Source organism: Muricoccus harenae, from assembly GCF_009848505.1.
GTDB lineage: Bacteria > Pseudomonadota > Alphaproteobacteria > Acetobacterales > Acetobacteraceae > Roseomonas > Roseomonas harenae.
In genome coordinates, this window is record NZ_WWDL01000021.1 from 60,343 (window position 1) to 86,190 (window position 25,848).

The window sequence follows — 25,848 nt, forward strand, 5'->3', positions numbered from 1 at the left end:
GCTCACGCAAGCTCCTTTACCGCCGCGGGTTGCTCGACCGGCCGGAAGGCGAGCACCTGGGCCCAGACCTCCTCCACCGAGGTCGGCGTCAGCACGACGAGATCGCCCGGCTGCGCCATGCGGAGGCAGAGTTCCGCCGCCTCATGCTCGTCCAGCACGCAGTGCAGGTGCTCCTCCGCGAATCCGGTGCCGAGCACGCCCTCCGCGATCAGCCGCATGACCTCCCCGGAGGGACGGCCGCGGCCATCCGGCCGCTCCCGCAGGACCACCTCGTCGAAGGCGCCGGCGGCAATGCGGCCCATCTCCCGCATGTCGTCGTCGCGCCGGTCGCCCGGCGTGCTGATCATGCCGATCAGCCGGCCGTGCCGGGGCCGAAGCTTGGCGACAAGGTCACAGAGGGCAGTCAACCCCGCCGGGTTATGGGCATAGTCCAGGATCACGCGGAAGCCATGGGCGTCATGCACGTTCAGCCGGCCCGGGCTCTGCTCGAAGGAGGAGGAGAAGTTCTGCAGCGCGGCGCGGATGACAGGCGGAGAGATGCCCTGCGCATAGGTCATCCCCACCGCCGCCAAGGCGTTCTGGATGTTGAAGCCAGCCATGCCGCCCAGCGTCGCCGGGATCTCGGCCGCGCTCATCAGCGGCAGGCGGCGCCGGTCGTCATGCACCACGATGTCGCCGCCATCCACCCCGTCCTCGCTCACCACGGCCAATCCGCCGGCATCGATATGGGCGCGCAGGGCATCCGGCATGTCCTTGCCGCCCTTCATGGAGAAGAAGGCGATGCGGCCGCCGGCATGGCGCTCCATCGCAAGCGTCAGCGGGTCATCGGCATTGAGCACGCTGCAGCCGTCCCGCCGCACGGATTCGACCACGACGGACTTCACTGCCGCGAGGTCCTCCAGCGTGTCCACCTCCTTCAGCCCGAGATGATCGGCCTGGATGTTCAGCACGGCGCCGACATCGCATTCCTCGAAGCCCAGCCCCTCGCGCAGGATGCCGCCACGTGCGGTCTCGAGCACGGCGGCGTCCACGCTCGGGTCGCGCAGCACCATGCGGGCGCTCTTGGGCCCGCTGGCGTCAGCATCCGTGATCTTGTCGTCATTGATCCAGATGCCGCTGGTGGTGGTCATTCCCACGGTCATCCCGGCGTGGCGGAGGATATGCGCGACCATGCGGGTCGTGGTGGATTTTCCGTTGGTGCCGGTGATCGCCAGGATGGGGATGCGGCCGGTCTCGCCATCCGGGAACAGCATGTCGATGACGGGGCGGGCAATGTCGCGCGCCCAGCCCTCGAAGGGCTCCAGATGCATGCGGAAGCCCGGCGCCGCATTCACCTCCACGATGCCGCCGCCGGTCTCGCGCACGGAGCGGCGGATATCGGGCGCCAGGAAGTCGATGCCCGCGACATCCAGTCCCACCGCCATGGCCGCGCGGCGGGCGATGCAGGCATTGTCCGGGTGGATGTCATCCGTGCGGTCAATGGCCGTGCCGCCGGTGGAGAGATTCGCCGTGTCGCGCAGCGCCACGCAGCGACCCTTTTCAGGAATGCTCTCCAGATTCATGCCCGCCTTGGCCAGGAGACCGAGCACATGCTCGTCCACCTCGATGCGCGTCAGCATGTTCTCATGCCCGCTGCCCCGGCGCGGGTCGCGGTTCACTTCCTCGATCAACGCCGCGATCGTCCGCACGCCATCGCCAACCACATGGGCGGGCACGCGCTGCGCCACCGCGCGCACCTCGCCTCCGATCACCAGGATGCGGTGATCATATCCCTGGAACTGCTGCTCGACGATGACGTCGCGCGAGCGCCGCGCCGCATCCTCGAAGCCACGGCGCACATCCTCGGGTGTGCGCAGGTCCAGGCTGACGCCGCGGCCGTGGTTGCCGTCCAGCGGCTTGGTCACCACCGGGTAGCCGATGCGCTCGGCCTCCCACACCGCATCCTCCGCGGTGCGCACCACCGCACCCCGGGGCACGGGCAGCCCCGCATCGGCGAGCAGCGCCTTGGTGAGATCCTTGTCCCCCGCGATCTCCACCGCGATGGAGGAGGTGCGGCCCGTGATGCTGGCGCGCAGCCGCTGCTGCCGCTTGCCATGGCCGAGCTGCACCAGGCTGTGCTCGTCCATGCGCATCACCGGAATGCCGCGCCGCTCGGCCTCCTGCACGAGGGAGCGCGTGGTGGGGCCGAGCGCGCGGCGGCCGACCAGACGGGTGAGCGCCTCGAGCGCGGCCCCCACACCGCCGCCATCCGCCAACGGATCGCGCCGATGCAGCTCCTCCAGCCCCTGGATGCCGCGCAGCTCGGCCGGGAGCAGCGATTCCACCAGCTGCAGCGCGAGACGGCCCGCGAGAAGACCGACCTCCTCCTCGCGATAGGCGTAGAGAACATTGTAGTTACCGGGCTTGCCGCGCACCGAGCGGGTCTTGCCGCGCGTCACGCGCGATCCCGCGCGGGTCTGCAGTTCCAGTGCCACATGCTCGCACACATGCCCGATCCAGGTGCCTTCCCGCAGGCGGCGAATGAAGCCGCCCGGCGTGCCATAGGAGCAGCCATGCTCCTGCAGACCCGGCAGCATGGCGACCAACCCGTCGGTGAAGCCCGGCAGTCGGTCGGACGGCCATTCCTCCAGCGCGCCTAGGTCCAGGCGGATGCGGATCATGGGCGTGTGGCTGAAGAGGTGCGGACCTCGGTAAACGGCCGAATGCAGCACGCGCATCGGCGCGCCGCCGGTCGAGGTGAGCTCGGTACCCATGGACTGGCCTTCTCGTTCTTATCTATCTTGTTGGTGTTTGACTGGCGCAGGGATGCGGGCGGCGGGCGCTGGAAATGTGATGCTGCCGCTACATCTGACGAACGTGCGCGGAGCCTTGTAGTTCCGTTCCGGAAACGTACCGGAAACGTCAGCTCCGCATGCGCGTCCAGCCGAGGCAGCCGCCGGTGGCGGTGGCGCTTCCGACCAGCAATGCGCCGCGGCGGTACAGCTCCAGCACAGAGCCCCCGTCGCGAAGATCGACAGCCATGAGACCGCCGGAGGGATCGCTCCACGCCACCCGTCCACCGGCTGCGACAGCGGCCGCAAAGGCCGCGTCCGGCCCCAGATCCTGGCGGAACAGCACGAGCGTCGTGGTCATTCCCGCGGGCGGGAGAGCGGCGACGGGCGCGGATGCCAGGACCAGCAGCGCGAGGGAGGCCGCGACGGCTGTGCCGTGCCGTCCGCCGCCGGGCGGAGGCGTCCGGCGCGCGAGCCAAAGCCCCGCCGCCAGTGGCGGGAGGCCGGTGGCGACAAGCCAGCCGATGTCCCAGATGAGCGGATCCGGCACGTCCACGCGCACGCGATGGATGCCCACGATCCAATGGAACACCACCACATCCACCACCTGCCATGCGGCGAAGCCGAGCAGCGCGCCGCCAAGAAGCCGCCCGCCATCCCCCGGCATATTCCGCCGCGCGCGCCAGAGGAGCCAGAGGCCCAGCGCGGCGATTAGGTAGACGGCGACATGGAAGTAGCCATCTGCGAGGATCTGCATGCGGATGTCACGCAGCGCCTCGCCAGGCACGAGCGACAGGAAGTGATGCCATTGCAGCACCTGGTGCAGCAGGATGCCATCGAAGAAGCCGCCGAGCGCGAAGCCGAGCACGCCGGCTGCCAGCAGGGGACGAGGCGAAGACCGGGTGTCGGTCATCAGATCCGGCTGGGTGCCTGCGCGTCAGTGTCGGGCACCGTGCGCGTGACGAGGCTCACGATCACCTCGAAGGCGCCGAGCAGGAGGTGCGGCATCCAGACCCGGTCCGAGAAGCCGAAGAGCCACGGCGAGGCTGCCAGCAGCAGTCCCGCCAGGAGATCGAGGCCGAGATGCACAGGCATCGGGATCATTCTCGTGAGGCTGAGCTCGTAATCGGTGAGCACGGAACTCAGGAGGATGACGACACCGATCGCCACTGGAACCCATTGCGCGGCCGTTCCATCGGCGAAGCCGAAGAGCCAGGGGGCGGCGATGAACAGGATGACGGTGAGGTAATCGATCACGCCATGCGCACGGGTCGAGAGGAATCTCATTGGGCTCTCCAGGTTGGCAGGTCCATGGCGGCGTTCGGAAGAATTGTTGCGAGGAGGCGCGCGGTGGTGAGCTGCTCCTCGACCGACATCTGCAGCAGCCGTGCCGCCTGGTACTCGCCACAGGCATGCGCCAGCGTGCCGAGGTCGAGCGTGCCGCAGCTCATGCGCATGAGCGCCCAGCGCGCGAGCGCCAGCAGCCGCGTGTCGTCCGCCTCCGCAGGAATGGTGAGGTCGCGTCCGTCGATCCAGGGAGTGCCGCCCCGTGCGCCCCGCCCAAGGCAGGAGAGAATGTACTCGATACGGTGCACCCCCTCCTCCGCCTCGGATTGCATCTGGCTGAAGGCCAGGGAGACGGGCGCGCTCCTCGCCGCCCGTACCCAGGACTCCGCCGCCAGCGCCAGGGCCGTGCCGCTGCAATGGGCGGCGCGCAGCCACGTCAGGAAGGTGGCGTGGAGACGGGAGCGGTCCTGGCCGGGTGTGCCGAGCGCGGGCTGCCAGGCTGGCGGCAGCGCACGGCCGGCATTCGTGCCGGCGCCGCTCATGGGACCTCTCCCTGTACGCGGACCGCCGGGGCGGGGCCGCGCCTGCCCTGCCCGTCGGGAGGAATGCGCAACTTAGCAATTGCGGCAAGGACGGGATGGAAATGGGCCGGCGGCGGACCTTTGGTCATGGGTTCCCTGGCGTGTTCATCAGTGCGGGACTTTGCTTCTTACGCAGCGGGAGCGGGCAGCCTCTAACCTGCGATAGGTGGCGTGCCGCTCATTCGTGTTCTCCCGAATGAGTGATTTCCACGCGCCGCGCGGTGTCCTGCCATTCGCCGGCAACCCGCGGCGACGTTCCCGGTTCATGCAGCTTCCAAAGGAGCCGCCTTATGACGCAGCCCGTCCGCTTCGGCTTCCACGCCTCGCACGAGCAGTTCCCGCCATCGGAGCTGCTGGCCCTCGTCGAGGAAGCGGAAGGCGCCGGCTTCGATTGCGCGATGTCGTCCGATCACTTCCGGCCCTGGGGCGCCGCACAAGGGCATTCCGGCTATGCCTGGTCCTGGCTCGGTGCAGCGATGGCGCGGACGCGGCTGCCATTCGGCGTGATTTCGGCACCGGGCTACCGCTATCATCCGGCAATTCTTGCCCAGGGCGCTGCGACGCTGGCCGAGATGTTCCCGGACCGGTTCTGGTTTGCCCTCGGCAGCGGACAGCGGCTCAACGAGGACATCACCGGCCTTGCCTGGCCGGAGAAGGCGGAGCGCAACGCGCGGCTGCGGGAATGCGCGGGTATCGTGCGCGCGCTGCTGGCCGGGGAGACGGTGAACCATCAAGGCCGCGTCACCGTGGTGGATGCGAAGCTGTACAGCCGCCCCGCGACCCCGCCGCCGCTGCTCGGCGCGGCCGTGACGGAGGCGACGGCGGAGGAGGTTGGCGCCTGGGCGGACGGCCTGCTCACCGTTTCGGCGGAGCCGGCGCAGATGCGCAAGGTGGTGGAGGCCTTCCATCGCGGTGGTGGGCGGGGCAAGCGGCTCGTGGCGCAGGTGGCCGTGAACTGGGCGCCGACCGAGGCGGAGGCGCTGGCCGGTGCGCATGAGCAGTGGCGCACCAACGCCATCGGCGGCGACGTGAACTGGGACCTGCGCACGCCGGAGGAGTTCGACACCGCCACGCGCTTCGTCCGGCCCGAGGACATGCATAAATCCGTCTGGATCTCATCCGATCCCGGATGGCATGCCGCGCGCCTGGCGGAGCTGGTGGAACTCGGCTTCGGGGAGATCCAGCTCCATCAGGTGGGGCGGAACCAGCGCGCCTTCATCGAGACCTTCGGCGCGAAGGTTCTGCCGGCACTGCGGCGCGGGTGACATGCGGCGCCTGCGGCGCGTTTCTTCAGAACCCTCGCGGGCCCCGCCGCGTTCTGGGGCAGGGCCAAGTTCCCATCCAGCATCCCCATCCAGCATCAGGGACGAAGGCGATGACGACTGAGAAGAAGGCGAACCGGCGCGCGGCGGAGACCGGCTCGGGGCAGGGAAGCGTCAGCAATGCTGGCGGCACCGCTACAGGTCCCGGCAGCTCCCCGGGCACGGGCTCAAAGCAGGACAACCAGCGCAACATCGCCGGAACCGGCTCCGCGAAGGCCGCAGCTGGACGGCCCGGGCACAAGACCAGTGGCTGATCGGCCGGCGCTCCAGAAGGGAGCGCAGGGTTGAGCGTGCCAGGGCCGGCGGCGCCAGCCCCGCGGATGACGGCGATGGTGCTCTCGGGCGGGGTCGCCCTAGGGGCCTTCGAGGCCGGCGTGTATGAGGCGCTGGAGGCAGCGGATGGCCCATTGCCCGACTGGGTCCTGGGCTCTTCCGCCGGGGCCGTGAACGCCGCCATCATCGCCGGCAACCCGCCCGGCCGCCGCGTGGAGAGCCTGCGGAAGTTCTGGGGCAGGGCCGCCGACGACCCGACGCCCTGGACGTCCTTCTGGCTCGGGCCGCCACCGGAGGCGGGCGCGTGGCGGCGCGCGTATAATCAGGCGGCCGCGATGCAGTCGCTGTTCCTGGGCCGGCCGGGCCTGTTCCGGCCGCGCCTGATGGGCGGGGAGCTGTCGGGCGCCTCCCCAGCCCTTTATGACCTGGAGCCGATGCGCCGGCACCTGGCGGAATGCCTCGACTTCGACCGGCTGAACCATGCCGGCGCGCCTCGCCTCACCGTGGTGGCGACCGATGTCATCAGCGGGGAGCGGGTGACCTTCGACACGGCGCGGGGAGCGCGGATCAGGCCGGAGCATCTCATGGCCTCATGCGCGCTGCTGCCGCTCTTCGCGCCGGTGGAGGTGGAGGGCCGCCTGCTCGGCGATGGCGGCCTCTCCGCCAATGCGCCGCTCGACCTGCTGATCGAGGAGCCGGTGGCCGGGCCCGTGCTCTGTGTCCTGGTCGAGCTTTTCACGCGCCATGGCAGCCGGCCGCGCTCCGTCGCCGCTTCCGCTGCACGCGCGGGGGACCTCGCCTTCGGCAACCAGACGCGCCGGATCCTCGAAGGCTGCGCGCGGGAGTTCCGCCTGCGCGCGCTGGTGGGGCGTCTGGCCGCGGCACTGCCTAAAGATGGGCCGAAAGATGGAAAGGATGCGCGGACCGCGTCGCTCCGGGCCGAGGCCAGGGGGGCAGCGCGCGAGCTGACGCTGCTGCTGCTCGGCTATCGCGGCGGGCTGGACGAGGCTGGCCCAGGCAAGGTCTTCGACTTCTCGCACATCACACTCGCGGAGCGCTGGCGCGCGGGCGCCGAGGCGTTGCGGGAAGGATTGCGGCGGATTGAAGCAGGCGGCAGGGCCGAGGAGCTTGCCCCCGGCCTGCTGCTCCACGAGGTGGCGTAGCGCCTGGCGCTATGGCTCCGGCGCGGGAATCAGCCGTTCGCTGCCATAGGCCTCCAGGATCCCGAGATGCTGCATGCGCTCGGGCGAGAGTTCGACCGTGCACTGACCCAAAATGGTTTCATATTCGACGATGAAGGAAAGGCCGCCAAAGAAGCCGCGTTCCGAGCCCGGCGTGACGAGAAGGATCCGCGCCATGGGCGGGCGCGTCACCTCAGGCATGGCGCGGCGCCTCCACCCGGCCCGCCTGCACCATGGCGCGGTTCGGCATGGCCGGCAGGCGTCTCGACGCGCCGGGCAAGGCCGGAACGAAGGGCCCGTGCATCTGCCGGGACAAGGCGACGACCAGCCGCACCTGAAGGATGCGTCGGTTCAGATCGGAATGAGGCCGCGGCTCCATGCATGCCAACTTGGACCAGGGTCGGTTACGCATCCCTAACATAAGGTAATTCCCCTCCGGTGGAGGCCTGTTAGTGAATGAGGTCGGTGCGGATGGAGATCCTTTTGCGATGGATATCGTCACCTTTGACCGCAGTGTCAGAACGGGGATGGAACGGTCCCAGCGGGCGAGAGATCCGCGCTCGAGCATGATCGGCGCGCATGTCGGGCGCCGGATCCGGCTTCGCCGGACCATGCTGGGGATCAGTCAGGGGGAGTTGGGGGCGGCACTCGGCGTCACCTTCCAGCAGATCCAGAAATACGAAAGCGGCGCAAACCGTATCGGCGCCAGCCGGTTGTTCGATCTGGTGCAGGTGCTGGATGTGCCGATCGGCTACTTCTTCGATGAGATGCCCGAGGGGGTCCAGGCGCTGCAAGGCCTGGATCAGACGCCTGAGGCGCCACTGGACCACATGACGGGCGATACGCTGCACCAGCGCGAAACGCTGCAGCTCATCCGTGCCTATTACAGCATCACGGATCCCGCCGTGCGGAAGCGCGTCATGGCGCTGCTGAGGAGCCTTGCGCCGGAGGATTAAGCCGAGGGACCGAGGAGAGAAATCTGCAGGGGCGATCCCGTCATCGGGAATGCCCCATACGCGTGCGGATATACCCGCGCCGGCGCCAGCGGCGCCTAGATCAGGCCTGATAGTGCGCGCACCAGCGCTTCGGGGTCGAAGGGCTTCTCCCAGTGCGGCACATGGCCGAAGCGGGGGGGCAGGGAGGTCTGCGCATAGCCCGTGGCCAGCACGAAGGGGACGCCCCGTTCGTTGAGTGCATCCGCCACGGGAAAGGCCATTTCCCCCTGCAGGTTGACGTCCAGGACGGCAAGGTCGATCCGACCACCGGCCGAAAGCTGCTCGAGCGCCTGCTCCCGGGTCGGCACCGGACCGAGGACCTGGGCCCCGAGGTCTTGCAGCGCCTGCACCAGATCATCGGCGATGAAGAACTCGTCCTCGACAACGAGCACGCGGCAACCCTTCAGGTCCTGTCTCGGCACAGCTTCCATCATCATCCCTGGTGCCTTCTCTGGCGTGCATGCCGAAGCGGGCATTGCGCTGTGGTCAGAATAGCCCGCCAATGCGGATCGGGAAGCTGTCGTCGTCGTTGCATAACCCATGTTAAGGCGATCTTACCCCAGGGCGTTACCAGCCCCGTTGCACACGGGATCTGCCATGAACAATCCACTTATTCGGAAACTGCAGCAGTTCACGAAGCTGTCATCGGACGAAAGGCAGGTTCTTGAGCAGGTCGCGGCCGAGGGGGTTCGCCAGCTCGGAACGCGGGAGGACATCATCCGTGAAGGCGACAAGCCGCAGGCCCTTAACCTTATCCTTTCCGGCTGGGCCTGCCGCTACAAGCATCTGGAGGATGGCCGGCGCCAGATCATCGCTTTCTTCCTGCCGGGCGACCTCTGCGACAACCATGTCTTCGTCCTGCGAGAGATGGACCATTCGGTCGGCACGCTGACTCCCGTGACCTTCGCCCAGATCCCCCGCCGCCGCATCGACGAGATCACGCTCGAATACCCCCGCGTCACCCAGGCGCTCTGGTGGGAATCGCTGGTGAACACGGCGATCCAGCGGGAATGGACCGTCAGCCTTGGCCAGCGCGACGCATTGGAGCGTATGGCGCATCTCCTCTGCGAGCTGTTCCTGCGCCTGCGCAGCGTCGGCCTCACCCAGGAGAACCGCTGCGAGTTGCCGCTCACCCAGTCGGAGCTGGCCGACGCGATGGGGCTCTCCACGGTGCATGTGAACCGCACCCTGCAGGAGCTTCGCGCGGCGAACCTGATCGTCCTGAAGGGCAGGACCCTGACCATCCCGGATCTCGATGCGCTCCAGAGCGCCGGGCAGTTCAATCCTAATTACCTACATCTCGAACACGAAGGGCGACACCTCGACGCAAATGAATAGCATGCGTGGCAGCCGCGGACATGTTGAAAGATGCGGCGCATTCGCCTGAGACGGCCGCCAGGACGCGTAGGGTCCTGCCCGAACCAGATGCTGAGGGCCAGATGCCGAGGGACAGAGCTTGAGCAGCGAAACCCGGACCAGCGAGAGCGGGACCGCCCCTGACCTTCGCACCGGCTGGCCCGAGGGCGGCGGCGCCATGGGGCAGCTCATCCGGACGCAGGACTGGTCGGGCAGCCCGCTCGGCCCGCCCGCGGCCTGGGCCCCCAGCTTGCGGACCGCGGTGGAGCTCTGCCTCGCCTCGGGCTTCCCCAATTTCATCTTCTGGGGCCCGGAGCTTCTCGAGCTGCACAACGACGCTGCCCTGCGGATCATGGGCCCGCCGCCCGAGGCGCTCGGCCGCCCGCTGCGCGAGGTCTGGCCAGAAAGCTGCGAGCAGGTGCAATCCATGGCCGACCGTGTCCTGCAGCATGGTGAGACGGTCTTCCTTGAGGATTTCGCCTTTGCCTCGGCGCGCCCCTCCACACCAGAGAAAGCGCTCTTCACCTTTTCCACCGCGCCGCTACGCGATGCGGAAGGCCATGTCGCTGGCATGGTCACCACGGTGGTGGAAACCACCCGGCGCGTTTCGGTGGAGAAGGGGCTGCAGGAGAACCAGCGGCGGCTGCGTTCCCTCGTCGAGGGAATCCCGCAGCTCGTCTGGCGCGCCACGGCGGGCGGGATCTGGTCCTGGTGCAGCCCGCAATGGAGCGCCCATACCGGCCTGCCGGAGGCGGAGAGCCAGGGCCATGGCTGGCTGCGGGCCCTGCACCCGGATGACCGCCCGGTGGCCCTGGAGGCCTGGCAGCGCGCCGATGAGGGGGAGATCTTTGAGGCCGAGTACCGGATCTGCCACGCCGCCGAGGGTCGCTACCGCTGGTTCCAGACCCGCGCCAAGCCGGTGCGGGACGACGAAGGCCGCGTCGTCGAATGGCTGGGCACCTCCACCGATGTGGACGAGCTGCGCCGCATGGAGGAGCACCAACGCCTCCTGATGGCCGAGCTGCAGCACCGGGGCCGGAACATGCTCAGCGTGATCCGCTCCCTCATCCGCCGCACGGTGCGGGCGAGCTCGACGGTCGACGAGCTGGCCATGCATCTGGACGGGCGCATCAACGCCTTCGCCCGGGTGCAGGCCGCCGTCACCCGGGACCCCGGGCGCGGCATCGACCTCGCGCAGCTCATCGCGGACGAGCTGCTCGCCCATACCGCGAGGGAGAACGAACGGCTGCGGATGGAGGGGCCAACGGTGCAGCTCCGGCCCAAGGCTGCCGAGATACTGGGCCTGGCCATACATGAGCTGACCACCAATGCGGTGAAGCACGGAGCGCTCTCTCTTCCGCAGGGGCGCATCGACGTGACCTGGCGAAGCGAGGATCCCCAGCTCATCCTCGACTGGCAGGAGAGCGGCGGGCCCCGTGTGGCAGGGGCGCGGCGCCGCGGCTTCGGCACCGAACTGCTGGAACGGACGCTTCCCTACGATCTGGGCGCGAAGGTCACGCAGAACTTCGGTCCGAAGGGGCTGCACTGCAGGATCGAGCTTCCGCTGACCGACCGGATCGTTATGCGGGAGACCTCCGTAAGCAGCGTCGTCGCCTGAGACTGGTCGGTGGGGGCCGGGTAGGGGCTGCGGCGGCTCAGGCCAGGCCCAGGCTGCGCAGCATGCCCTGCAGCGCCGGCAACCCGATGGGCTTCTCCAGATGCGGCGCGTCGCTGAAGCGGGAATCGATCGCCCAGGGGTCGTAGCCGGTCATGAACACGAAGGGGATGCCGGCCTCCCGCAGCGCCTCGGCCACGGGATAGATCCGCTCCCCGTCCAGGTTCACGTCCAACAGGGCGAGGTCCGGCCGGTGGGAGGCGAGCGCCGCCAGGGCCGCGGAGACCCGCGCGGCGGGACCGACCACCGTGCCCCCCAGCCGTTCGACCAGGGCGCACATCTCGTCCGCGATGAGGTACTGGTCCTCGACGATGAGGACGGCCCGGCCGGCAAGGGGCTGGGCAGTTGGCGTGGCGTCGGTCATCCTGGCATCCCGGCAAGGGTGTTACCGGGGGGGCCGGCCATCTCATCCTCGGCGAGGGCGATGACGCGCGGTCCGAGCGGCAGCTCCACCGTACAGCGCACGCCCTCCGGGGTGAATTCCAGGGAGGTTACCGCCTCGAGGTCATAGGGCAGGCCGCGCTCGATCAGCCGCCGCCCGAAGCCGGTGCGGGGGGGGCGGGCGTCTGGCAGCTGCACGCCCTGCTCGCGCCATTCCAGGTCCAGCCGCCCGCCGCCGCTCGTGTTCATGATGCGCCACTGCACGCTCAGCCGGCCCGTGGGGGTGGAGAGGGCGCCGTATTTCACCGCATTGGTGGTCAGCTCGTGGATGGCGAGGGCAAAGGCCTCCGCCGCCTTGTCCTTCAGCAGCACCGGCGGGCCGCCGATCTCCACCTGGCCGCCATCATCGCCGAGGCTCGCGGCCAGTTCGTCCCGGACCAGCTCGCCCAGCTGCACGCCGGCCGCGCCGCGGTTGGCGAGCACCCCCTGGGTGCGGGCCAGGGCGTCGATCCGGCCGGAGAAGCGTTCGCCGAACTCCTCCAGCGTCTCCGAGGTGTCGAGGGAGCGGACGGTGAGGGAGCGCACCACGGCCAGGATGTTCTTCACCCGGTGCTGCAGCTCCGCCAGCAGCAGGGATTGCTGCCCGGCCGCGCGGCGGCGCTCGTCCACGTCCTGCAGGACGCCCAGCAGCGTGCCGTCGGTGCGGGTGCCGCTGAAGCGGACCCAGACCTCGCCGCGCTGCCCGGCCATGCGCACCTCCACATCCAAGGGAGTCCGGCCGTTGATCACGGCGTCGAAGGCGGCGGAGAGCCGGTCCCGGTCCTCGGGATGGGCGGTTTCGAGCAGCATCCCCAGCGTCTGCGGCGGGGGGAAGCTGAAGGTGTTTTCGAAGCCTTCCGAATGGGTGAAGCGCCCGCTCTCCACCGCCATTTCCCAGATGATGATCCGGGCGGCGGAGGTGGCCAGGCGCGCCCGCTCGTCTGCGGCCTTCCGGGCGGCCTGGGCGATGGTGGTCTCGGTGATGTCCAGGAAGGTCAGCACCGCGCCGGCGATGAAGTTGTCGACGCTGCGATAGGGCAGCACGCGCACGAGGTAGCGGCCGCGGTCGGGTGCCCCGATCTCGCGCTCGATGGTCGAGAGCGTGCGCAGCACGCGCCGCACGTCCTCGCCCAGGTCCGGATAGGGCACGCGGGAGGCGATATGGGCGATCGGGCGCCCCAGATCGCTCTCGATCAGGTGGAACACCTCGGACATGCTGGGGGTGAAGCTCTTCACCCGCATGTCGTTATCGAGGAAGAGCGTCGCGATCTGGGTGGATTCGAGAAGGTTCTTCAGGTCGCTGTTGGTGCGCGCCAGCTCGCTGATGCGGTGCGCCAGCTCGCCATTGACCGTCTGCAGCTCCTCGTTGACGGATTGCAGCTCCTCCTTCGAGGTCTCCAGTTCCTCATTGGCGGATTGCAGCTCCTCGTTGATCGACTGGTATTCCTCGTTGGAGGATTTCAGCTCCTCGTTGGTGCTCTCCAGCTCCTCGATCGTGGCCTGCAGCCGGTCCTTGGTGACGCGCAGCTCGCCTTCCAGCCGCAGCACATGCTCGTCGCGCAGCAGCGCGGGATCGAGCGGCGTGTCCTCGGAATTCTGGCCGAGATCGGCGCCGTAGTCGTGGAAGAGCACGACGAAGCTGTGTGCGTCCTGGACGGAATCCGACAGGGGCTCCACCGTCAGCCCCACCCGCCGCGCCTCGTTCTCCAGCCCCATCCGCAGGGGCGCGACGCGCGCGGTCTTGCGGTTGGTGGCAGCCCGGTGCAGCGCCGCCCGCAGGTCCAGCCGCAGGTCCCGGTGCACCAGGTTGAGCAGGTTGAGATTCGCAACACCCGCCGACGGATCGAGGAAGGGGCCCGTCCGGCCGGAGAAGTTCAGCACCTGATATTCTTCGTCGATGACGACATAGGCCGGCGCGTAGCGCTCCACCACGCGCTCCGCGCGCCGGCTGAGCTGGGCGCCCGGCAGGGCACGGGCCACAGCGGTCGTTGTCCCCCCGCTGTTCCGCCGTGTGCCGGAGCGGGCGGTGAGGGGAAATTCCGGCAGGACCCGCGTCACCGTTTCCAGCCGTCGGAAGATGCGGAACTTCCGGTCCAGCGGCTGGAACAGCTTGGTATGGCGGGTGACGTTCTCGGAGGGGCCGAGGAAGAGACAGCCGCCCGGCCGGAGGGCGAGGTGGAACAGCGGGATGACGCGTTCCTGCAGCTCGGCGTTCAGGTAGATGAGGAGGTTGCGGCAGGAGATCAGGTCGACGCGGGAGAAGGGCGCGTCCTTGATGACGTTGTGCGCGGAGAAGATGCACATCTCCCGCAGGTCCTTGTGGACGCGGTAGGTGGAGCCTTCCCGGATGAACCAGCGCGCCAGCCGCTCCGGCGGGACGTCCTTCTCGATGGATTCCAGGTAGCGTCCGGCGCGGGCCACGGCCAGAGCGCGGGCATCGATGTCAGTGGCGAAGATCTGCACATGCGGCGGCGTGTCCATCTCCGCCGTCGCCTCGCGCACCAGCATGGCGAGGGAATAAGCCTCCTCCCCCGTGGAGCAGCCGAGCACCCAGAGCCGCAGCGTGTCGTTGGCCCGCCGGTCCCTCAGCAGCTCGGGGATCACCCGTTCCTCGAGCATCGCGAACTCGGCCGGGTCGCGGAAGAACTGGGTGACGCCGATCAGCAGGTCCTGGAACAGGTCCTGCACCTCGCCGGCATCGGCGCGCAACCGCTCGACATAGGAGTCGATGTCGGTGGCGCGCACGACATGCATGCGGCGCTGGATGCGCCGGAGAAAGGTGTTGGGTTTGTAGCCATGGAAGTCATGGCCGGTCTGGTTCCGCAGGATGGTGGCGATCGCCGGAAGCCGGCTCTCGCCCTCCCGGATGAGCTTCGTGGTCTCGGCTTCCTCGTCGGTCTGCCGCAGGTGCTCGATCAGCTTCAGGAGCCGGGCCGGGATCTCGGCCAGGGGCACGCGGACGTCGGCCATCCCGGATGCCCCGTCGATCTCCGTCGGGTTGGAGCCGCCCTGGTCGGGCTCCACCTCGGCCAGGGCCAAGCCGCCGCATTCCTTCAGCCGCGCGACGCCGAGGCTGCCCGCTTCCTTCACCGCCGCCAAAACGATGCCCACCGCCGCTTCCCGCAACTGCTCGGCGAGGGAAGTGAGGAAGGTGTCCACCGTACCGCGGTGGCCCGGCACCTGCTCCGGCTCCGACAGGCGCAGATGCCCGTCCTCGATGGTCGTCATCAGCCCGACAGGGACGACATAGATCCTGTCCGGTTGCAGCCGCTCCCCATCGGTGGCGAGGCGAGCGGGCATGGATTCATGGCTGTTCAGCGCCTCCACCATGGCGATCGCGTCAAGCGGCTTGGGGGACTCCGATACCACGATGAAGGCTGCGCCGTTCTCCCGCGGCATCAGGGCAAAGAGGCGCTCCAGCGAGCGGTAGGCGAGCGCGGAGGCGCCCAGGCCCACCACCGCCACCGGCCTGTCCGCCGGCGGTCCGATTTCCCCTGTAGCCTGATGGTTCAAGACGTGCCGCTCCTCAGTCACGCGGGGCTATATCCTGTCCGGCCCAAGCGCGCGCCTCATTATCCGACTTTCAGACTTCCTGTGGCGAGGTGCGGCGTGCCGTGCGGAGCTCCAGCGTGGCCGCCCGCCGCAGTGTCGCGGCATAGCCGCCGTATTCGGTGGCCCGCGCTTCATAGAGCTCGGCCACGGCCGAGCGCCCTTGCTCGCGGGCATCGCGCGCCATGCGGGTGACGAGTTCGGTGCGCTCCTCCATCATCCGCATGGCGATCCGGATCGCCTCCGTCACCCCTTCCTCCTGGGCGGAGATCACCGCCTCCGCCGTGAAGGCATGGCCGATCTGGCAGCGGTAGCGCAGCGGCCCCCCCGCCTTCATCTCGGATAGCACGCCCTGGCAACGCGGGCAGGTCACGGCCGAGGGCGCGGCGATCTCGCGCAGCTGGTCCGAACCCACGCGCCGGCCCGCCGCGATCATCACCTCCAGCTCCAGCTCCGGAGGGTGTAGCGGGGCCGGGCCCGCCGGCGTGTCCGCCAAGGCGGTGAGCAGCCCCGCCAGGTCCTCGGCCCCGGCGACATGGTCCACCTCCACCGTTTCCAGCGCTGCCCGCGGCATGTCCGGGGCCTCAGCGTCCAGCGGATGCTGCACCACGGTCAGGCCCCCGGCCTCCTTGATCGCATAGAGGCCCGCCGCGCCATCATTCAGCAGGCCGGTCAGGACCACGCCGATGACGCGCGGCCCGTAAGTCAGGGCGGCTGAACGGAACATCGGGTCAATGGAGGGGCGCGCCATGTTCTCCCGTGGGCCGGTGCCGAGCACCACCGCGCCATCGATGATCAGCAGGTGCCGGTCGGGCGGGGCGACATAAACGCGCCCTGGCTCGATCGGCTGTCCATCGACCGCCTGGCTGACGGGCAGGGTGGAAGTGGCGCCCAGCATTTCCGCCAAATAGCCCGTGCTGCTGCTGGGAATGTGGGTGGTGATGAACACGGCCGCCGGAAAATCCTGCGGCAGGCTCGTGAGGAGGCGCTTCAGCACGGCCGTACTGCCGAGAGAGCCGCCGATCGCCACGATATTGCGTCTTGTCATCCTGTCCCGCTCAGCCGCATGTGCGCCATGAAGTTGAACCGTTGGATGATGCGGGGGTTGCGGCCGTTCCGGGCGGTTACGCGGGTGCTATGCCGGAGGGCGCGAGGGCTTCACAGCCGACCCTGGCGCAGCCCCCGCAGCATTCTCCGGAGCTGGCCCGGCGGCCTGCCCCGCGCCGGGGTGGCGGCAGGGATGCCGCGCGGAGTCACGGGCGCGGTTGCAGCCTGCCGCAGCGCAACAAACATGGTGCACGGCCATGATGCTCATCAAAGTCGCGCTCCTCCTCTTCCTCCTCTTCTACCTCCTGCCCCTTGGCGTCTCGGCCGCCCTTTACCGGGCGGGCGGTGCGGTCACCGAGTGGTGGTCGGCCGATCGCTCGAGCGCCGGGCTCCTGCCGCCGGCGGCGCAGACGCCCGGCGCGGTGGTGCGGGTCTTCGCCGCCCCGACGGTGCGCTGGCGCGGCATCTTTGCCGTTCATTGCTGGATCGTCTTCAAGCCCGAGGGCGCGTCCCGCTACACGCGCTACGACTACACCGCCTGGGGCGAGCCGATCCGCATGAACGGCTTCGAGCCCGACGGCCGCTGGTTCGGGCGCGTGCCCGAGGTGGTCTTCGCGGCGGATGGCCTGGACGCATCGGCGCTGATCCCCCGGATGCAGGCGGCCATCGCCAGCTATAGCTGGCGCAACCAGGGGGATTACAGCCCCTGGCCGGGGCCGAATTCCAACACCTTCGTCGCCGCCGTACTGGACTCGGTGCCGGGGATCCGCGTCTCCCTCCCGCCCACCGCCATCGGCAAGGACTACCCCTATGACGGCCGGTGGCTTCGCCGCACGGCCTCGGGCACTGGAGTGCGGCTGACGCTGGGGGGTTATGCCGGCATCACCCTGGGCTGGGTGGAGGGGATCGAGGTGAACATCCTCGGCGCCGTGGCGGGGATCGACCTGCGCCGGCCGGCGATCAAGCTTCCGGGGTTGGGGCGCATCGGCATGCGGGGGCCGGACGGGCCGGGGGTGCCGATGCCGGCGGCGGCGTCCTGAGAAAGAAAGGCCGGGGGAAGGAATTCCCCCGGGCCCCCATCTTTTTCCTTCGGGTTTAGCGGGTGGTCAGCGTCCGTAGATCCGGTCCAGGACGGCGGCCACCTCGGTGAGCTGCTCGGTGGCGGGATCGTAGCGCGCACCGCCGGCGAGGCGCGCGGCCCAATCGGCTGCGGCGCGGCCGCCCCATTCATCGGGAGGCAGCGCCAGCGTCTCGCGCGCGGTGCCGCGAAAGCGCTCGGCGGTGAAGTCGTAGAAGGAGCCGTTGACGTTGCGCAGTGCGGCGCCGCCCGCCGTGCCGTGGAATTCCGCGGAGATCACCGCGTCGCAGCCCGCATGGAGGTTCCAGGAGCAGGCCAGCCGCACCACCGCCCCGGTCTCCAGTTCGATGGTTGCGACGGCATAATCCTCCACCCGGTCCGTGCGAGCGCCCAGCGGCTCCCCACCGGCGAAGAGCGAGCCGGACGCCCGCGCCACCTTGGGGAAGTCCAGCGCCCAGAGCGCGAGATCCACCAGATGCACGCCCAGGTCCATGACACAGCCGCCGCCCGACAGGGCAGGATCGCGGAACCACGGCTTGTCCGGCCCATAGGCGTTGTGGAAGACGAGATCGACGGCATAGGGGCTGCCGAGCTGCCCCGCCTGGATTGCCTCCCGGATGCGGCGCATGCCCTCGGTGAAGCGGTAGGACAGGTCCACCGCCAGCAGGCGATCGGCCGCGCGGGCGGCATCGACCACGGCGCGCACCTCCGCCTCCGTGCGGCCCAGCGGCTTCTGGCAGAAAACGGCCGCGCCGCTCTGCAGTGCCTGGATGGATTGCGCGGCATGCATCGCGCTGGGGGTGGCGATCACCACGCCGTCCAGGCGCAGCGCCAGCATCTCCTCCAGCGAACCCACGCATCGGGCGCCGGGGGCCAGTTTCCGGGCCTCCTCCGCCATTTCCGGCGACGGATCGGCGATGGCGGCGGCTTCGGCCGCGCCGCTGGCCAGGATGGCCTGCATCCGGTGGCGGCCGATCCAGCCGACGCCGAGGAAGCCGATGCGGGGCGCCTTCACGAGAAGCGCACCACGGCCTTGAGGAAGCCGTCCGGCCGGTCCCGCGTGGCGTCCAGCGCCGCGTCCAGCCGTTCCAGCGGGAAGTCATGGGTGAGGAGCGGCGCGGGATCGAGGCGACCGGCGGCGATGGCCTCCACCGCCTCCCGGATGCCCTGCACATAGACCTTCGGGTCGCGCTCATGCGCGTTGATCACGTCCAGCCCGCGCCAGTTCCACAGCCACATATTCACCTGCCGCGGCCCGTCCTGGTGGTAGCCGGCGACGATCAACCGCCCGCGCTCCCGGCACAGCTCGGCCGCGAGGTCCAGCGGCCATTGCTTGCCCACCGCCTCGATCACCACCTCGCAGAACCGGCCGCCCGTGAGTTCCTTCACCCGCTCGATGATGCCGTTGTGGTCCTCCATCGGGATGGTCTCGGCCGCGCCCATCTTGCGTGCAAGATCGAGCGAGTAGGGGCGGCGGGAGATGGCGATCACCCGCGCGCCCGCCTGGGTCGCCAGCTTCGTCAGGATGGCGCCGAGGAAGCCGATGCCGATGATGGCGACGGTCTGCCCCGCCTCGATCCCGCTGCGGCGGAAGATGTTCATGGCGCAGCCCAGCGGCTCGCCCGGGAAAGGCTGCCCGGCGAGGGATTCCGGCAGGCGCACGACATTCGCGGCCTCCGCCAGATCGTACTCCGCATAGCCGCGATAGGAGAGGGCGGCGACGCGATCGCCCAGCGAAAGCCCTTCCACGCCCTCGCCCAGCGCATCCACCACGCCCCAGGCCTCATGCCCCAGATCGCCCGGCTCCGTGGGGAAGCGCATCCAGTCCGGACCGGCCCAGGGGGTGAGGTTGGAGGCGCAGACGCCGCATCCTTCGACACGCAGCCGCACCTGGCCGGGGCCGGGCTCCGGCCGCGCCACCTCCTGTACCTCCATCCGGCCTGGCCCGGTCAGGACCGCGGCCCGCATGCGCGCCGCACCGGCGGGCATCCCACTCATCATGCCATCCTTCATCGCGTGCCACCGGTGGCGCGATGGCCACCGGCGGTCCGAATCAACCTGCTGACTGACTGTTTGATCCCGCCGGAATCAGGCCGCGACCACCGCCGCCTTGGCCGGGGCGTAGCGCCGGATCATGGAGGCGCAGAACTCCGCGAATTCCTCCGGCACCTGGGGCGGGCTGGTGTGGTGCGGGGCGATGCCGCGATGTTCCGGCGTGAAGCAGAAGGTGACGGTGACGTCGAAATCAGCGAGCGCCTCCATCTGCCGGTCGAACCAGTCCAGCGCATTGGGGCGGAAGCTGTCGGCCCAGGAGAGGCCGGTGCGCAGATAGGTGACGCCCAGCCGCTTCATCCATTCCACGGCGTCGTATAGGCGGTGGTCCTCATAGTGGAACCACTGGCACAGGCCCATCTGCGGCGCGTGCTTCGCGAAATGCTCGATGGATGGCTTGGGCGACCCGTCCTCGCGCAGCAGGCCCATGTAGAAATGGCGATAATAGGAGGAGCCTTCGGCCTCGCGGTGGCGCGTGGTCGCCCCCCAGGCCTGCGGCAGGTCGTAAAGGCTGTACCAGTGGATGCGTGGCGCCTTGCCGATCAGAAGCTCGGCGGTGCGGTTGAGCCCCCAGACCTGCACCTCCTCCGCGCCGAAGGTGGAGATGCCGACTTCCGACACCCAGATCGGCTTGTCCGTCACCGCGCGGATCTCGTCGATCTTCGCCGGCCACTCGTCGATCTTCCACAGGTTCCAGTCGAGCGGGAAGCCGTGCACGGCCACCGCATCGACCTCCGCCAGCGCCCCCCGTTCCGCCATGTTCACGATGAAGGCGGGATCGATCGGTGAGATGCCGCCGAGAATGCGCGGCAAGTCCGGATTCGCCTCGCGGATCGCCCGGCCGGCCAGCTTCGCCGTCTCCGCGAACATCGCCCAGCCCGGATCGATCTCGGGATCCCAATGGGATTTGTTGTTGGGCTCGTTCCAGATCATCGCGGCTTCGATCACGCGCGCTTCTCCTTCGCGGGATAGGCGGCGCCGGCACCCCAGGGGGCTTCCTTGCGCCGGCAGAGATACACCTCCTGCTCGGGGTGCTCGAGGATGGCGAAACCGGCCGAGCGCAGCATCGCCTCGGCACAGGCGGCGTTCGGCACCCACCAGTTGGTCAGATCGCCGGTGTAACGGTGCTCTACGAAATGCAGCTTCGGATAGCCGGGACGTTCGAAGATCTCGGTTTCCTCGAAGGGATAGTCCGCCGCCACCGACTCCACCTCCGTCGCGCCGCGCTGCATGGACTGGAACAGCAGCAGGTCCTTGGCGACATGCTCATGGATCAGGTCCAGCGCGAGCAGCGGATGGCGCAGATGGTAGAGCACGCCCATGAAGATCACGAGATCGAAGCGCTCGCCCAGCGTGCCGACATCATAGACAGAGAGGTTGCGGAACTCCGCCTTCAGCCCCGTCACCTCGGCGGCCAGCCGCGCCTGGGCCAGGTAGCGGTCATCGGAGTCGATGCCGAGCACGCGGCTGGCGCCGCGCCGCTTCATCTCCAGCGAGTAGAAGCCGGCGTTGCAGCCGATATCGAGCACCGACTTGCCCGTCAGGTCCTGCGGGATCGCCTTCGCAAAGCGCTTGAACTTGTTTGCGGGATAGTCGTGCAGGAAGTGGTTCGGCGCGGTCTTCACCCCGCCGAGGTCGAAGTTGTGGAACCAGTCGCCGAGGGCCTCGACCCGTTTGCGGATCTCATCCTTCGAAAGCGTCACGGCTTGGCTCATGGTGCTGGCGCCCCTTCTGCCATCGAATGTTGCGCGGGGCCGAGCCGCCGCATTGGTGCCGCATCCAGGCGTGACAGCATGCCCAGCAGCTCGTCCACGCGATGCGCGCAGCTATGGCGCGCGCGGATCGTCTCCAGCCCACTTTCCACCAGTGCGCGCCGCAGCGCGGGATCGTCGCGCAGGGCGGAGAGGTGGCGCACCATCTCCGCCTCGTCGCGGGCCGTCAGATAATCATGGCCGGGGCGGAACAGCCCTTCGGAATCCTGCCAGGGAGCGGAGACGAGGGGAATGCCGCAGGCCAGCGCCTCGAAGACGCGGATGGTGGGGATGCCGGGCAGCATTTCCACATAGAAGCGGCGCGGCACATGCACGGTGGCAAGGTGCCGCGCAAAGAGCTCGGGCGCGCGCGCATTCGGCAGCCAGCCGCGGTAGCGCACGCCGTAGCGTGCCAGCATGGCCCGTGCCTCATCCGGGTAGCGCACGCCATAGATGTCCAACGGCAGGCCGGTGGTACGCGCGGGGCGCAGCAGGAAGCTCTCCAGCTCCGCGCTGCGCTCGCCATCGCCCCAGTTGCCGATCCAGACCAGGCCCTTGCGCCGGCCCTCCACTTCCGGTGGATGGAACAGGCGCGTATCCGCCGCCTCGTGCCAAACGAAGACGCGGTCGCCCCAGCCCCACTCGCGATAGACTTCCGCGAGGGTGGCACCGAAGGCCAGCACGGCGTCATAGCCATCCAGGTCGAAGCGCCGGATCGCCTCTGGCTCGCTGACCGCGCGGTGATGCGTGTCGTGGAACAACAGGGTAAAGGGCGCACCGCGGCGACGCAGACGGCCGACAGCGGCGACCAGCTCCGGCTCGTTCCATTCATGCACGATGACCACGTCGGCCCCGTCGAGCGCGGCCTCCACCTCCGCGAAGCCGGAGAAGGCACGGGAGGACAGCTCGGGGTAGTTCGCTTGGAAGGCGTTGAGCCCCGCCTTGCCATGGTCGCGCAGCAGGTTCTCTAGGCTCCAGGCTCCCTCGGGTTCGAGGGAGAGCACCTCATGCCCGCGATGCACAAGGTCCCGCAGCACGCCGCGCAGAAAATGCGCGTTGCCATGGTTCCAGCAGGAGGCCAGCGAATGGGTGAGGTAGACGAGCTTCACGCGGCGACGGTCCCCGGCAGCAGCAGGCTGCGATACACGGCAAGCATCGCCTCCGCCATCGCCTCCACGGTGTAGCGGCCCGCCCTCTCTCGCGCGGCGGCACCCAGGCGCGCGCGCTCGCCGGCATCCGCCGCCAGCCGCGCTATCGCATCGGCAGCGGCCGCGTCATCGCGCGCCGGCACGAAGATGGCGGCGCCATCCCACAACTCCCGAAAGCTCGGGACATCCGAAAGCACCAGCGCGCATCCGCCCTGCGCGGCCTCGAGGACGGCGAGGCCGAAGGGCTCGTACAGGGCAAGGGAGACATAGATCGGCGCATGGCCGAGCCATCCTAACAGGCCCGGCTCGTTCAGCCGCCCAAGGGCGCGCAGGTGCCGCGCCTGCACCAGCGTTCCGTCCGGTCCGGCCATGGGGCCGGCGGCCAGCACCGGCAGGTCCAGCCGCGCCGCCGCGCGGTCCAGCGTCTCGAGGTTCTTGCCCGCGTCCCAGAGCCGCCCGGCCGTGAAGGCGAAGAGCGGCGGCACGCCATCAGGCGGGCTGGCCGAGGCGGGAGGGGCCATGCGGCCGTTGTAGACGACGCGCGGCAGGCGCGGCAGCGTGTAGCGGTTCGCCGTCGCCTCGGCGAAGGCCCGGCTGGGCACGACAAGCTCCGTGGCGCCCAGGAAGCCGCTGCGGACCAGCTCCGTCCGCCAGGCGAAATCGGCGGGCAGGATGCCGCCCCGCACCGCATCCCACCAGGTTGCGACGCAGGAATGCGAGACGGCGACGACAGGTACCGCGAAGCCCGCGCCGGCTGCATGCGCCGGGCTGTTGAGCTGCACGACATCCGCCCGCACATCCCGCGCCAGCGCGGCGAGGGCCGCGCCCGCTTCCGTCACCGCCTGTGGCTCCTCCGCCAGCCAGTCCAGCGGCAGACCGGTCAGCCGCAATTCGAGCCCGGGGATGGCGGACGCCTGCACCATCTGGTCCGGCGTCGGTCCCCGGCCGAGCACGGCAAGCACGGTGCTCACGCCCTGCATGGCGAGGCCCCCGGCCAAGTCCAGCGCATAAGTCCAGACACCGCCCGCCGCATCGGCGGTCATCAGCAGCCGCGTGCCCCGGATTCCCTGTGCGCCGAAGGTCACGCGCTGGCCAGCGGCACCGGCGCGCGGAGCGATTCCGGTGTGGTGCGCTCCTGCCGCAGCCATTGCGCGAGCGCCGCGACGCCTTCGCGCCAGGGGCGCGCGGGGCGTAGCCCCAGCTCACGCGCCGCGCGGCTCGTGTCCGACACATAGTAGCGCTGGTCGCCCGCGCGCCAATCAGCGTAATGCGTCTCGACCGAATGGTTCGTCAGGTCGCCGATATGCCGGAGCAGTTGCCGCAGGCTAATCGCATTGGCCGGCCCGCCGCCGAGATTGAAGGCGCGCCCTGCCACGGCATCGATCCGCCGCCAGGCCGCGAGATAGGCGTCCACGGCATCGCCAACATCCATCACGTCCCGCACCTGGCAGCCATCGCCATAGATGCTGACCGGTTCCCCGCGCAGGGCGCGGAGGACGAAATGCGCCACCCAGCCCTGGTCCTCGGTACCCATCTGGCGCTGCCCGTAGATGCAGCTCATCCGCATCACCGCGGTGGGCACGCCGAAGGAGCGGCCGAAATCCAGCACATACTGGTCGGCCGCGCCCTTGGAGCAGCCATAGGGCGTGTGGAAGTCCAGTGATCGTTCCTCGCCGATGCCGCGCGCCCGGATCGCCGGATCGCGCGGCGCATAGGCCTCGCCATCAAGTTCGAGCGGAACATCCAACAGATCGCCATAAACCTTGTTGGTGCTGGCGAAGACCAGTGGCACCCGTTCGCCCCGCCGGCGCAGCGCATCCAGCAGGTTGAAGGTGGCGCCGAGATTGATGTCGAAATCCTCGCGCGGATCGACAAGGCTGGTGGTCACCGCCACCTGTGCCGCGAGATGGAACACCGCCCCGGCCCTGGACGCGGCCGCCGCCAGCGAGGCGGCGTCGCGCACATCCGCGACGACGGCGGAGATCCGCTCCGGATGCCGGCGCTTCAGCCAGTTGAGGTTCGATTCCACGCCCGGGCGCAGCAGGGCATCATAGATCAGGACATCATGGCCTTCCGTGGCCAGCCGGTCGGCGAGGTTGGAGCCGATGAAGCCGGCGCCGCCCGTGACCAGGATCGGCTGCCGACCCGTGACGGCGGGAGCGGATGGTGCCGACACCTTCCTCACGCGACCAGTCCCCGCAGCTCGAGCTCGTTCCGCGCCTGACTGACACGGTCGCGCGCCTGTTGCCGCGCCACCCACTCCGCCAGCTCCGCGAGATCGGCCGTGAAGTCGAGATGCCGAGTGGCGTAACCCAGCTCCTCGCGTGCCTTGGTGATGTCGGGGATGTTGTGGCGGATGTCGCCCGCGCGGGTCTTGCCCGCGATCTCCGGCGCAAGCCCAGTGCGGCCCATGGCGGTGGCCAGGTCCGCCGCGACCTCCTGCACCGTCCGGTCCACGCCGCTGGCAATGTTGAACACCCCGCCCGGTGCATTCGGATGATCGAGCGCAAGGAGGAAGGCGCGCGCCACATCCTCGACATGGACGAAGTCGCGTCGTTGCAGCCCATCCTCGAAGATCAGCGGCGGCTGACCGTTCTGCAGCCGCGCCGCGAAGATCGCCAGCACGCCCGTATAGGGATTAGAGAGCGCCTGCCCGGCACCATACACGTTCCACAGCCGCAGGGCCACGCCCTCCATCCCATAGGCGGGGGCGAGGGTTAGCGTCAGCCGTTCCTGCGTGAACTTGGTGATGGCATAGACCGAGGCGAGGTTCGGCCGCTTCCATTCGGGCGTCGGCACGGGCACCAGCGGGCGGCCCTTCGAATCCAGCGGATCCCAGGGTGCGTCCGGCCCGCTGCGCGGCTGGCGTACCGCATCCTCGACCAGGTTCCCGTCAGCGTCGCGATACATCCCCTCCCCATAAATGCTCATGGAGGAGGCGACGACGACGCGCTTCACCGGCTGGTCGATCAACTGCTGGAACAGCATGGCCGTGCCGCAATCATTCACCGAGACATAGCGGTCGATCGCATACATGCTCTGCCCGACGCCGACCTCAGCGGCGAGATGCACCACCTTGTCGACGCCCTTCAGCGCGCGGCGCACGGCATCCGCATCCCGCACGTCGCCGGTGATGACCTCCACCTCGGAATCCAGCCCGTCCGCGCCCCGGTCGGCATGAACCTGCTCGATGAAGCTATCGAGCACGCGCACATGATCGCCCCGGTCGAGCAGCGCACGCGACACATAGCGCCCGATGAACCCGGCTCCGCCGGTGATCAGGATCGATTCCGCCAAACGCTTGCCCTCCAGCCGATTGCCGTGCCCACCCAGGTGATCACTCACGGCGTCATGCAACCATA

Annotated in this window: 25 protein-coding genes; 7 read left to right on the plus strand and 18 right to left on the minus strand. The window is 69.1% G+C overall.

Features of this window, described 5'->3' with window-relative positions; genetic code table 11:
• Window positions 1–2 precede the first annotated feature (2 nt).
• The 4 genes from cphA to GSE44_RS15660 all read right to left on the minus strand — a co-directional run bounded on the left by cphA (window position 3) and on the right by GSE44_RS15660 (window position 4,600).
• Window positions 3–2,753 (minus strand): cyanophycin synthetase, encoded by a 2,751-nt coding sequence (gene cphA / locus GSE44_RS15645; protein WP_201306094.1) that lies wholly within the window; start codon window positions 2,751–2,753, stop codon window positions 3–5.
• A 148-nt stretch (window positions 2,754–2,901) separates the two neighbouring features.
• Entirely contained in the window at window positions 2,902–3,684 is a 783-nt protein-coding gene (locus GSE44_RS15650) for a DUF2243 domain-containing protein (protein ID WP_159349760.1), read from the minus strand.
• The gene (locus tag GSE44_RS15655; RefSeq protein WP_159349761.1) at window positions 3,684–4,058 is read right to left on the minus strand and encodes an SPW repeat domain-containing protein; all 375 of its coding nucleotides are present in this window, start codon (window positions 4,056–4,058) and stop codon (window positions 3,684–3,686) included. The genes GSE44_RS15650 and GSE44_RS15655 overlap by 1 nt, the downstream gene beginning before the upstream one ends.
• Window positions 4,055–4,600, minus strand: coding sequence for a hypothetical protein (locus tag GSE44_RS15660; protein WP_159349762.1), 546 nt, complete (start codon window positions 4,598–4,600; stop codon window positions 4,055–4,057). The genes GSE44_RS15655 and GSE44_RS15660 overlap by 4 nt, the downstream gene beginning before the upstream one ends.
• 329 nt (window positions 4,601–4,929) lie before the next feature.
• On the opposite strand from GSE44_RS15660, the gene GSE44_RS15665 reads away from it, so the two are divergent.
• From GSE44_RS15665 to GSE44_RS15675, 3 genes are all read left to right on the plus strand, one after another.
• Complete coding sequence (locus tag GSE44_RS15665) at window positions 4,930–5,904, plus strand: TIGR03885 family FMN-dependent LLM class oxidoreductase (protein ID WP_159349763.1); 975 nt, start codon at window positions 4,930–4,932, stop codon at window positions 5,902–5,904.
• A 110-nt stretch (window positions 5,905–6,014) separates the two neighbouring features.
• Complete coding sequence (locus tag GSE44_RS15670; RefSeq protein ID WP_159349764.1) at window positions 6,015–6,215, plus strand: hypothetical protein; 201 nt, start codon at window positions 6,015–6,017, stop codon at window positions 6,213–6,215.
• A gap of 36 nt (window positions 6,216–6,251) precedes the next feature.
• Window positions 6,252–7,397, plus strand: coding sequence for a patatin-like phospholipase family protein (locus tag GSE44_RS15675; RefSeq protein ID WP_235924871.1), 1,146 nt, complete (start codon window positions 6,252–6,254; stop codon window positions 7,395–7,397).
• Between the two features lie 9 nt (window positions 7,398–7,406).
• Here GSE44_RS15675 and GSE44_RS15680 read toward each other — a convergent pair whose 3' ends face one another.
• Both GSE44_RS15680 and GSE44_RS15685 read right to left on the minus strand, forming a co-directional pair.
• Complete coding sequence (locus GSE44_RS15680) at window positions 7,407–7,616, minus strand: hypothetical protein (RefSeq protein ID WP_159349766.1); 210 nt, start codon at window positions 7,614–7,616, stop codon at window positions 7,407–7,409.
• Window positions 7,609–7,794, minus strand: coding sequence for a hypothetical protein (locus GSE44_RS15685; protein WP_159349767.1), 186 nt, complete (start codon window positions 7,792–7,794; stop codon window positions 7,609–7,611). The genes GSE44_RS15680 and GSE44_RS15685 overlap by 8 nt, the downstream gene beginning before the upstream one ends.
• Before the next feature lie 148 nt (window positions 7,795–7,942).
• On the opposite strand from GSE44_RS15685, the gene GSE44_RS15690 reads away from it, so the two are divergent.
• A complete protein-coding gene (locus GSE44_RS15690) occupies window positions 7,943–8,371 on the plus strand; it encodes a helix-turn-helix domain-containing protein (protein WP_159349804.1) in 429 nt (142 codons plus the stop codon).
• Window positions 8,372–8,466: 95 nt separating this feature from the next.
• Here the strand turns inward: GSE44_RS15690 and GSE44_RS15695 are convergent, their stop codons facing one another.
• The gene (locus GSE44_RS15695) at window positions 8,467–8,847 is read right to left on the minus strand and encodes a response regulator (protein WP_235924863.1); all 381 of its coding nucleotides are present in this window, start codon (window positions 8,845–8,847) and stop codon (window positions 8,467–8,469) included.
• A gap of 160 nt (window positions 8,848–9,007) precedes the next feature.
• Between GSE44_RS15695 and GSE44_RS15700 the strand changes: the two genes are divergently transcribed.
• Both GSE44_RS15700 and GSE44_RS15705 read left to right on the plus strand, forming a co-directional pair.
• Window positions 9,008–9,748, plus strand: coding sequence for a Crp/Fnr family transcriptional regulator (locus GSE44_RS15700; protein ID WP_159349768.1), 741 nt, complete (start codon window positions 9,008–9,010; stop codon window positions 9,746–9,748).
• Between the two features lie 118 nt (window positions 9,749–9,866).
• Window positions 9,867–11,384, plus strand: coding sequence for a PAS domain-containing sensor histidine kinase (locus GSE44_RS15705; RefSeq protein ID WP_159349769.1), 1,518 nt, complete (start codon window positions 9,867–9,869; stop codon window positions 11,382–11,384).
• 37 nt (window positions 11,385–11,421) lie between these two features.
• On the opposite strand, the gene GSE44_RS15710 is transcribed toward GSE44_RS15705, so the two are convergent.
• The 3 genes from GSE44_RS15710 to GSE44_RS15720 all read right to left on the minus strand — a co-directional run bounded on the left by GSE44_RS15710 (window position 11,422) and on the right by GSE44_RS15720 (window position 16,458).
• Complete coding sequence (locus GSE44_RS15710) at window positions 11,422–11,805, minus strand: response regulator (RefSeq protein WP_159349770.1); 384 nt, start codon at window positions 11,803–11,805, stop codon at window positions 11,422–11,424.
• Entirely contained in the window at window positions 11,802–15,374 is a 3,573-nt protein-coding gene (locus tag GSE44_RS15715; RefSeq protein ID WP_159349771.1) for a CheR family methyltransferase, read from the minus strand. Before GSE44_RS15715 ends, GSE44_RS15710 begins: the two co-directional genes overlap by 4 nt.
• A 70-nt stretch (window positions 15,375–15,444) precedes the next feature.
• Window positions 15,445–16,458, minus strand: coding sequence for a chemotaxis protein CheB (locus GSE44_RS15720; protein WP_159349772.1), 1,014 nt, complete (start codon window positions 16,456–16,458; stop codon window positions 15,445–15,447).
• A gap of 256 nt (window positions 16,459–16,714) precedes the next feature.
• Here GSE44_RS15720 and GSE44_RS15725 point away from each other — a divergent pair, with 256 nt between their 5' ends.
• On the plus strand, window positions 16,715–17,497 hold the full coding sequence (locus GSE44_RS15725; protein WP_159349773.1) for a DUF3750 domain-containing protein: 783 nt from the start codon (window positions 16,715–16,717) through the stop codon (window positions 17,495–17,497).
• A gap of 66 nt (window positions 17,498–17,563) precedes the next feature.
• Here the strand turns inward: GSE44_RS15725 and GSE44_RS15730 are convergent, their stop codons facing one another.
• The 8 genes from GSE44_RS15730 to GSE44_RS15765 all read right to left on the minus strand — a co-directional run bounded on the left by GSE44_RS15730 (window position 17,564) and on the right by GSE44_RS15765 (window position 25,831).
• Window positions 17,564–18,550, minus strand: a complete 987-nt coding sequence (locus GSE44_RS15730) for a Gfo/Idh/MocA family protein (protein WP_159349774.1) — start codon at window positions 18,548–18,550, stop codon at window positions 17,564–17,566.
• Window positions 18,547–19,533 (minus strand): MDR/zinc-dependent alcohol dehydrogenase-like family protein, encoded by a 987-nt coding sequence (locus tag GSE44_RS15735; protein ID WP_235924864.1) that lies wholly within the window; start codon window positions 19,531–19,533, stop codon window positions 18,547–18,549. Before GSE44_RS15735 ends, GSE44_RS15730 begins: the two co-directional genes overlap by 4 nt.
• A 90-nt stretch (window positions 19,534–19,623) precedes the next feature.
• Window positions 19,624–20,535: a glycoside hydrolase 5 family protein gene (locus GSE44_RS15740; protein WP_159349775.1), complete on the minus strand. Its 912-nt coding sequence runs from the start codon at window positions 20,533–20,535 to the stop codon at window positions 19,624–19,626.
• Entirely contained in the window at window positions 20,532–21,302 is a 771-nt protein-coding gene (locus GSE44_RS15745) for a TIGR04290 family methyltransferase (protein ID WP_159349776.1), read from the minus strand. The genes GSE44_RS15740 and GSE44_RS15745 overlap by 4 nt, the downstream gene beginning before the upstream one ends.
• A complete protein-coding gene (locus GSE44_RS15750) occupies window positions 21,299–22,447 on the minus strand; it encodes a CgeB family protein (RefSeq protein ID WP_159349777.1) in 1,149 nt (382 codons plus the stop codon). The genes GSE44_RS15745 and GSE44_RS15750 overlap by 4 nt, the downstream gene beginning before the upstream one ends.
• Window positions 22,444–23,571 (minus strand): glycosyltransferase family 4 protein, encoded by a 1,128-nt coding sequence (locus tag GSE44_RS15755; RefSeq protein WP_235924866.1) that lies wholly within the window; start codon window positions 23,569–23,571, stop codon window positions 22,444–22,446. The genes GSE44_RS15750 and GSE44_RS15755 overlap by 4 nt, the downstream gene beginning before the upstream one ends.
• Window positions 23,568–24,671 (minus strand): SDR family NAD(P)-dependent oxidoreductase, encoded by a 1,104-nt coding sequence (locus GSE44_RS15760; protein WP_235924867.1) that lies wholly within the window; start codon window positions 24,669–24,671, stop codon window positions 23,568–23,570. The genes GSE44_RS15755 and GSE44_RS15760 overlap by 4 nt, the downstream gene beginning before the upstream one ends.
• Entirely contained in the window at window positions 24,668–25,831 is a 1,164-nt protein-coding gene (locus GSE44_RS15765; protein WP_235924868.1) for an NAD-dependent epimerase/dehydratase family protein, read from the minus strand. The genes GSE44_RS15760 and GSE44_RS15765 overlap by 4 nt, the downstream gene beginning before the upstream one ends.
• Window positions 25,832–25,848: the final 17 nt, after the last annotated feature.

Excerpts from the sequence above, each read along its gene's own strand:
- GSE44_RS15650 (WP_159349760.1), bottom strand. The coding sequence starts at position 3,684 with ATGACCGACACCCGGTCTTCGCCTCGTCCCCTGCTGGCAGCCGGCGTG.
- GSE44_RS15655 (WP_159349761.1), bottom strand. The coding sequence starts at position 4,058 with ATGAGATTCCTCTCGACCCGTGCGCATGGCGTGATCGATTACCTCACC.
- GSE44_RS15660 (WP_159349762.1), bottom strand. The coding sequence starts at position 4,600 with ATGAGCGGCGCCGGCACGAATGCCGGCCGTGCGCTGCCGCCAGCCTGG.
- GSE44_RS15695 (WP_235924863.1), bottom strand. The coding sequence starts at position 8,847 with ATGATGATGGAAGCTGTGCCGAGACAGGACCTGAAGGGTTGCCGCGTG.
- GSE44_RS15710 (WP_159349770.1), bottom strand. The coding sequence starts at position 11,805 with ATGACCGACGCCACGCCAACTGCCCAGCCCCTTGCCGGCCGGGCCGTC.
- GSE44_RS15680 (WP_159349766.1), bottom strand. The coding sequence starts at position 7,616 with ATGCCTGAGGTGACGCGCCCGCCCATGGCGCGGATCCTTCTCGTCACG.
- GSE44_RS15720 (WP_159349772.1), bottom strand. The coding sequence starts at position 16,458 with ATGACAAGACGCAATATCGTGGCGATCGGCGGCTCTCTCGGCAGTACG.
- GSE44_RS15735 (WP_235924864.1), bottom strand. The coding sequence starts at position 19,533 with ATGAGTGGGATGCCCGCCGGTGCGGCGCGCATGCGGGCCGCGGTCCTG.
- GSE44_RS15685 (WP_159349767.1), bottom strand. The coding sequence starts at position 7,794 with ATGGAGCCGCGGCCTCATTCCGATCTGAACCGACGCATCCTTCAGGTG.
- cphA (WP_201306094.1), bottom strand. The coding sequence starts at position 2,753 with ATGGGTACCGAGCTCACCTCGACCGGCGGCGCGCCGATGCGCGTGCTG.
- GSE44_RS15700 (WP_159349768.1), top strand. The coding sequence starts at position 9,008 with ATGAACAATCCACTTATTCGGAAACTGCAGCAGTTCACGAAGCTGTCA.
- GSE44_RS15665 (WP_159349763.1), top strand. The coding sequence starts at position 4,930 with ATGACGCAGCCCGTCCGCTTCGGCTTCCACGCCTCGCACGAGCAGTTC.
- GSE44_RS15725 (WP_159349773.1), top strand. The coding sequence starts at position 16,715 with ATGATGCTCATCAAAGTCGCGCTCCTCCTCTTCCTCCTCTTCTACCTC.
- GSE44_RS15690 (WP_159349804.1), top strand. The coding sequence starts at position 7,943 with ATGGAACGGTCCCAGCGGGCGAGAGATCCGCGCTCGAGCATGATCGGC.
- GSE44_RS15670 (WP_159349764.1), top strand. The coding sequence starts at position 6,015 with ATGACGACTGAGAAGAAGGCGAACCGGCGCGCGGCGGAGACCGGCTCG.
- GSE44_RS15745 (WP_159349776.1), bottom strand. The coding sequence starts at position 21,302 with ATGAGCCAAGCCGTGACGCTTTCGAAGGATGAGATCCGCAAACGGGTC.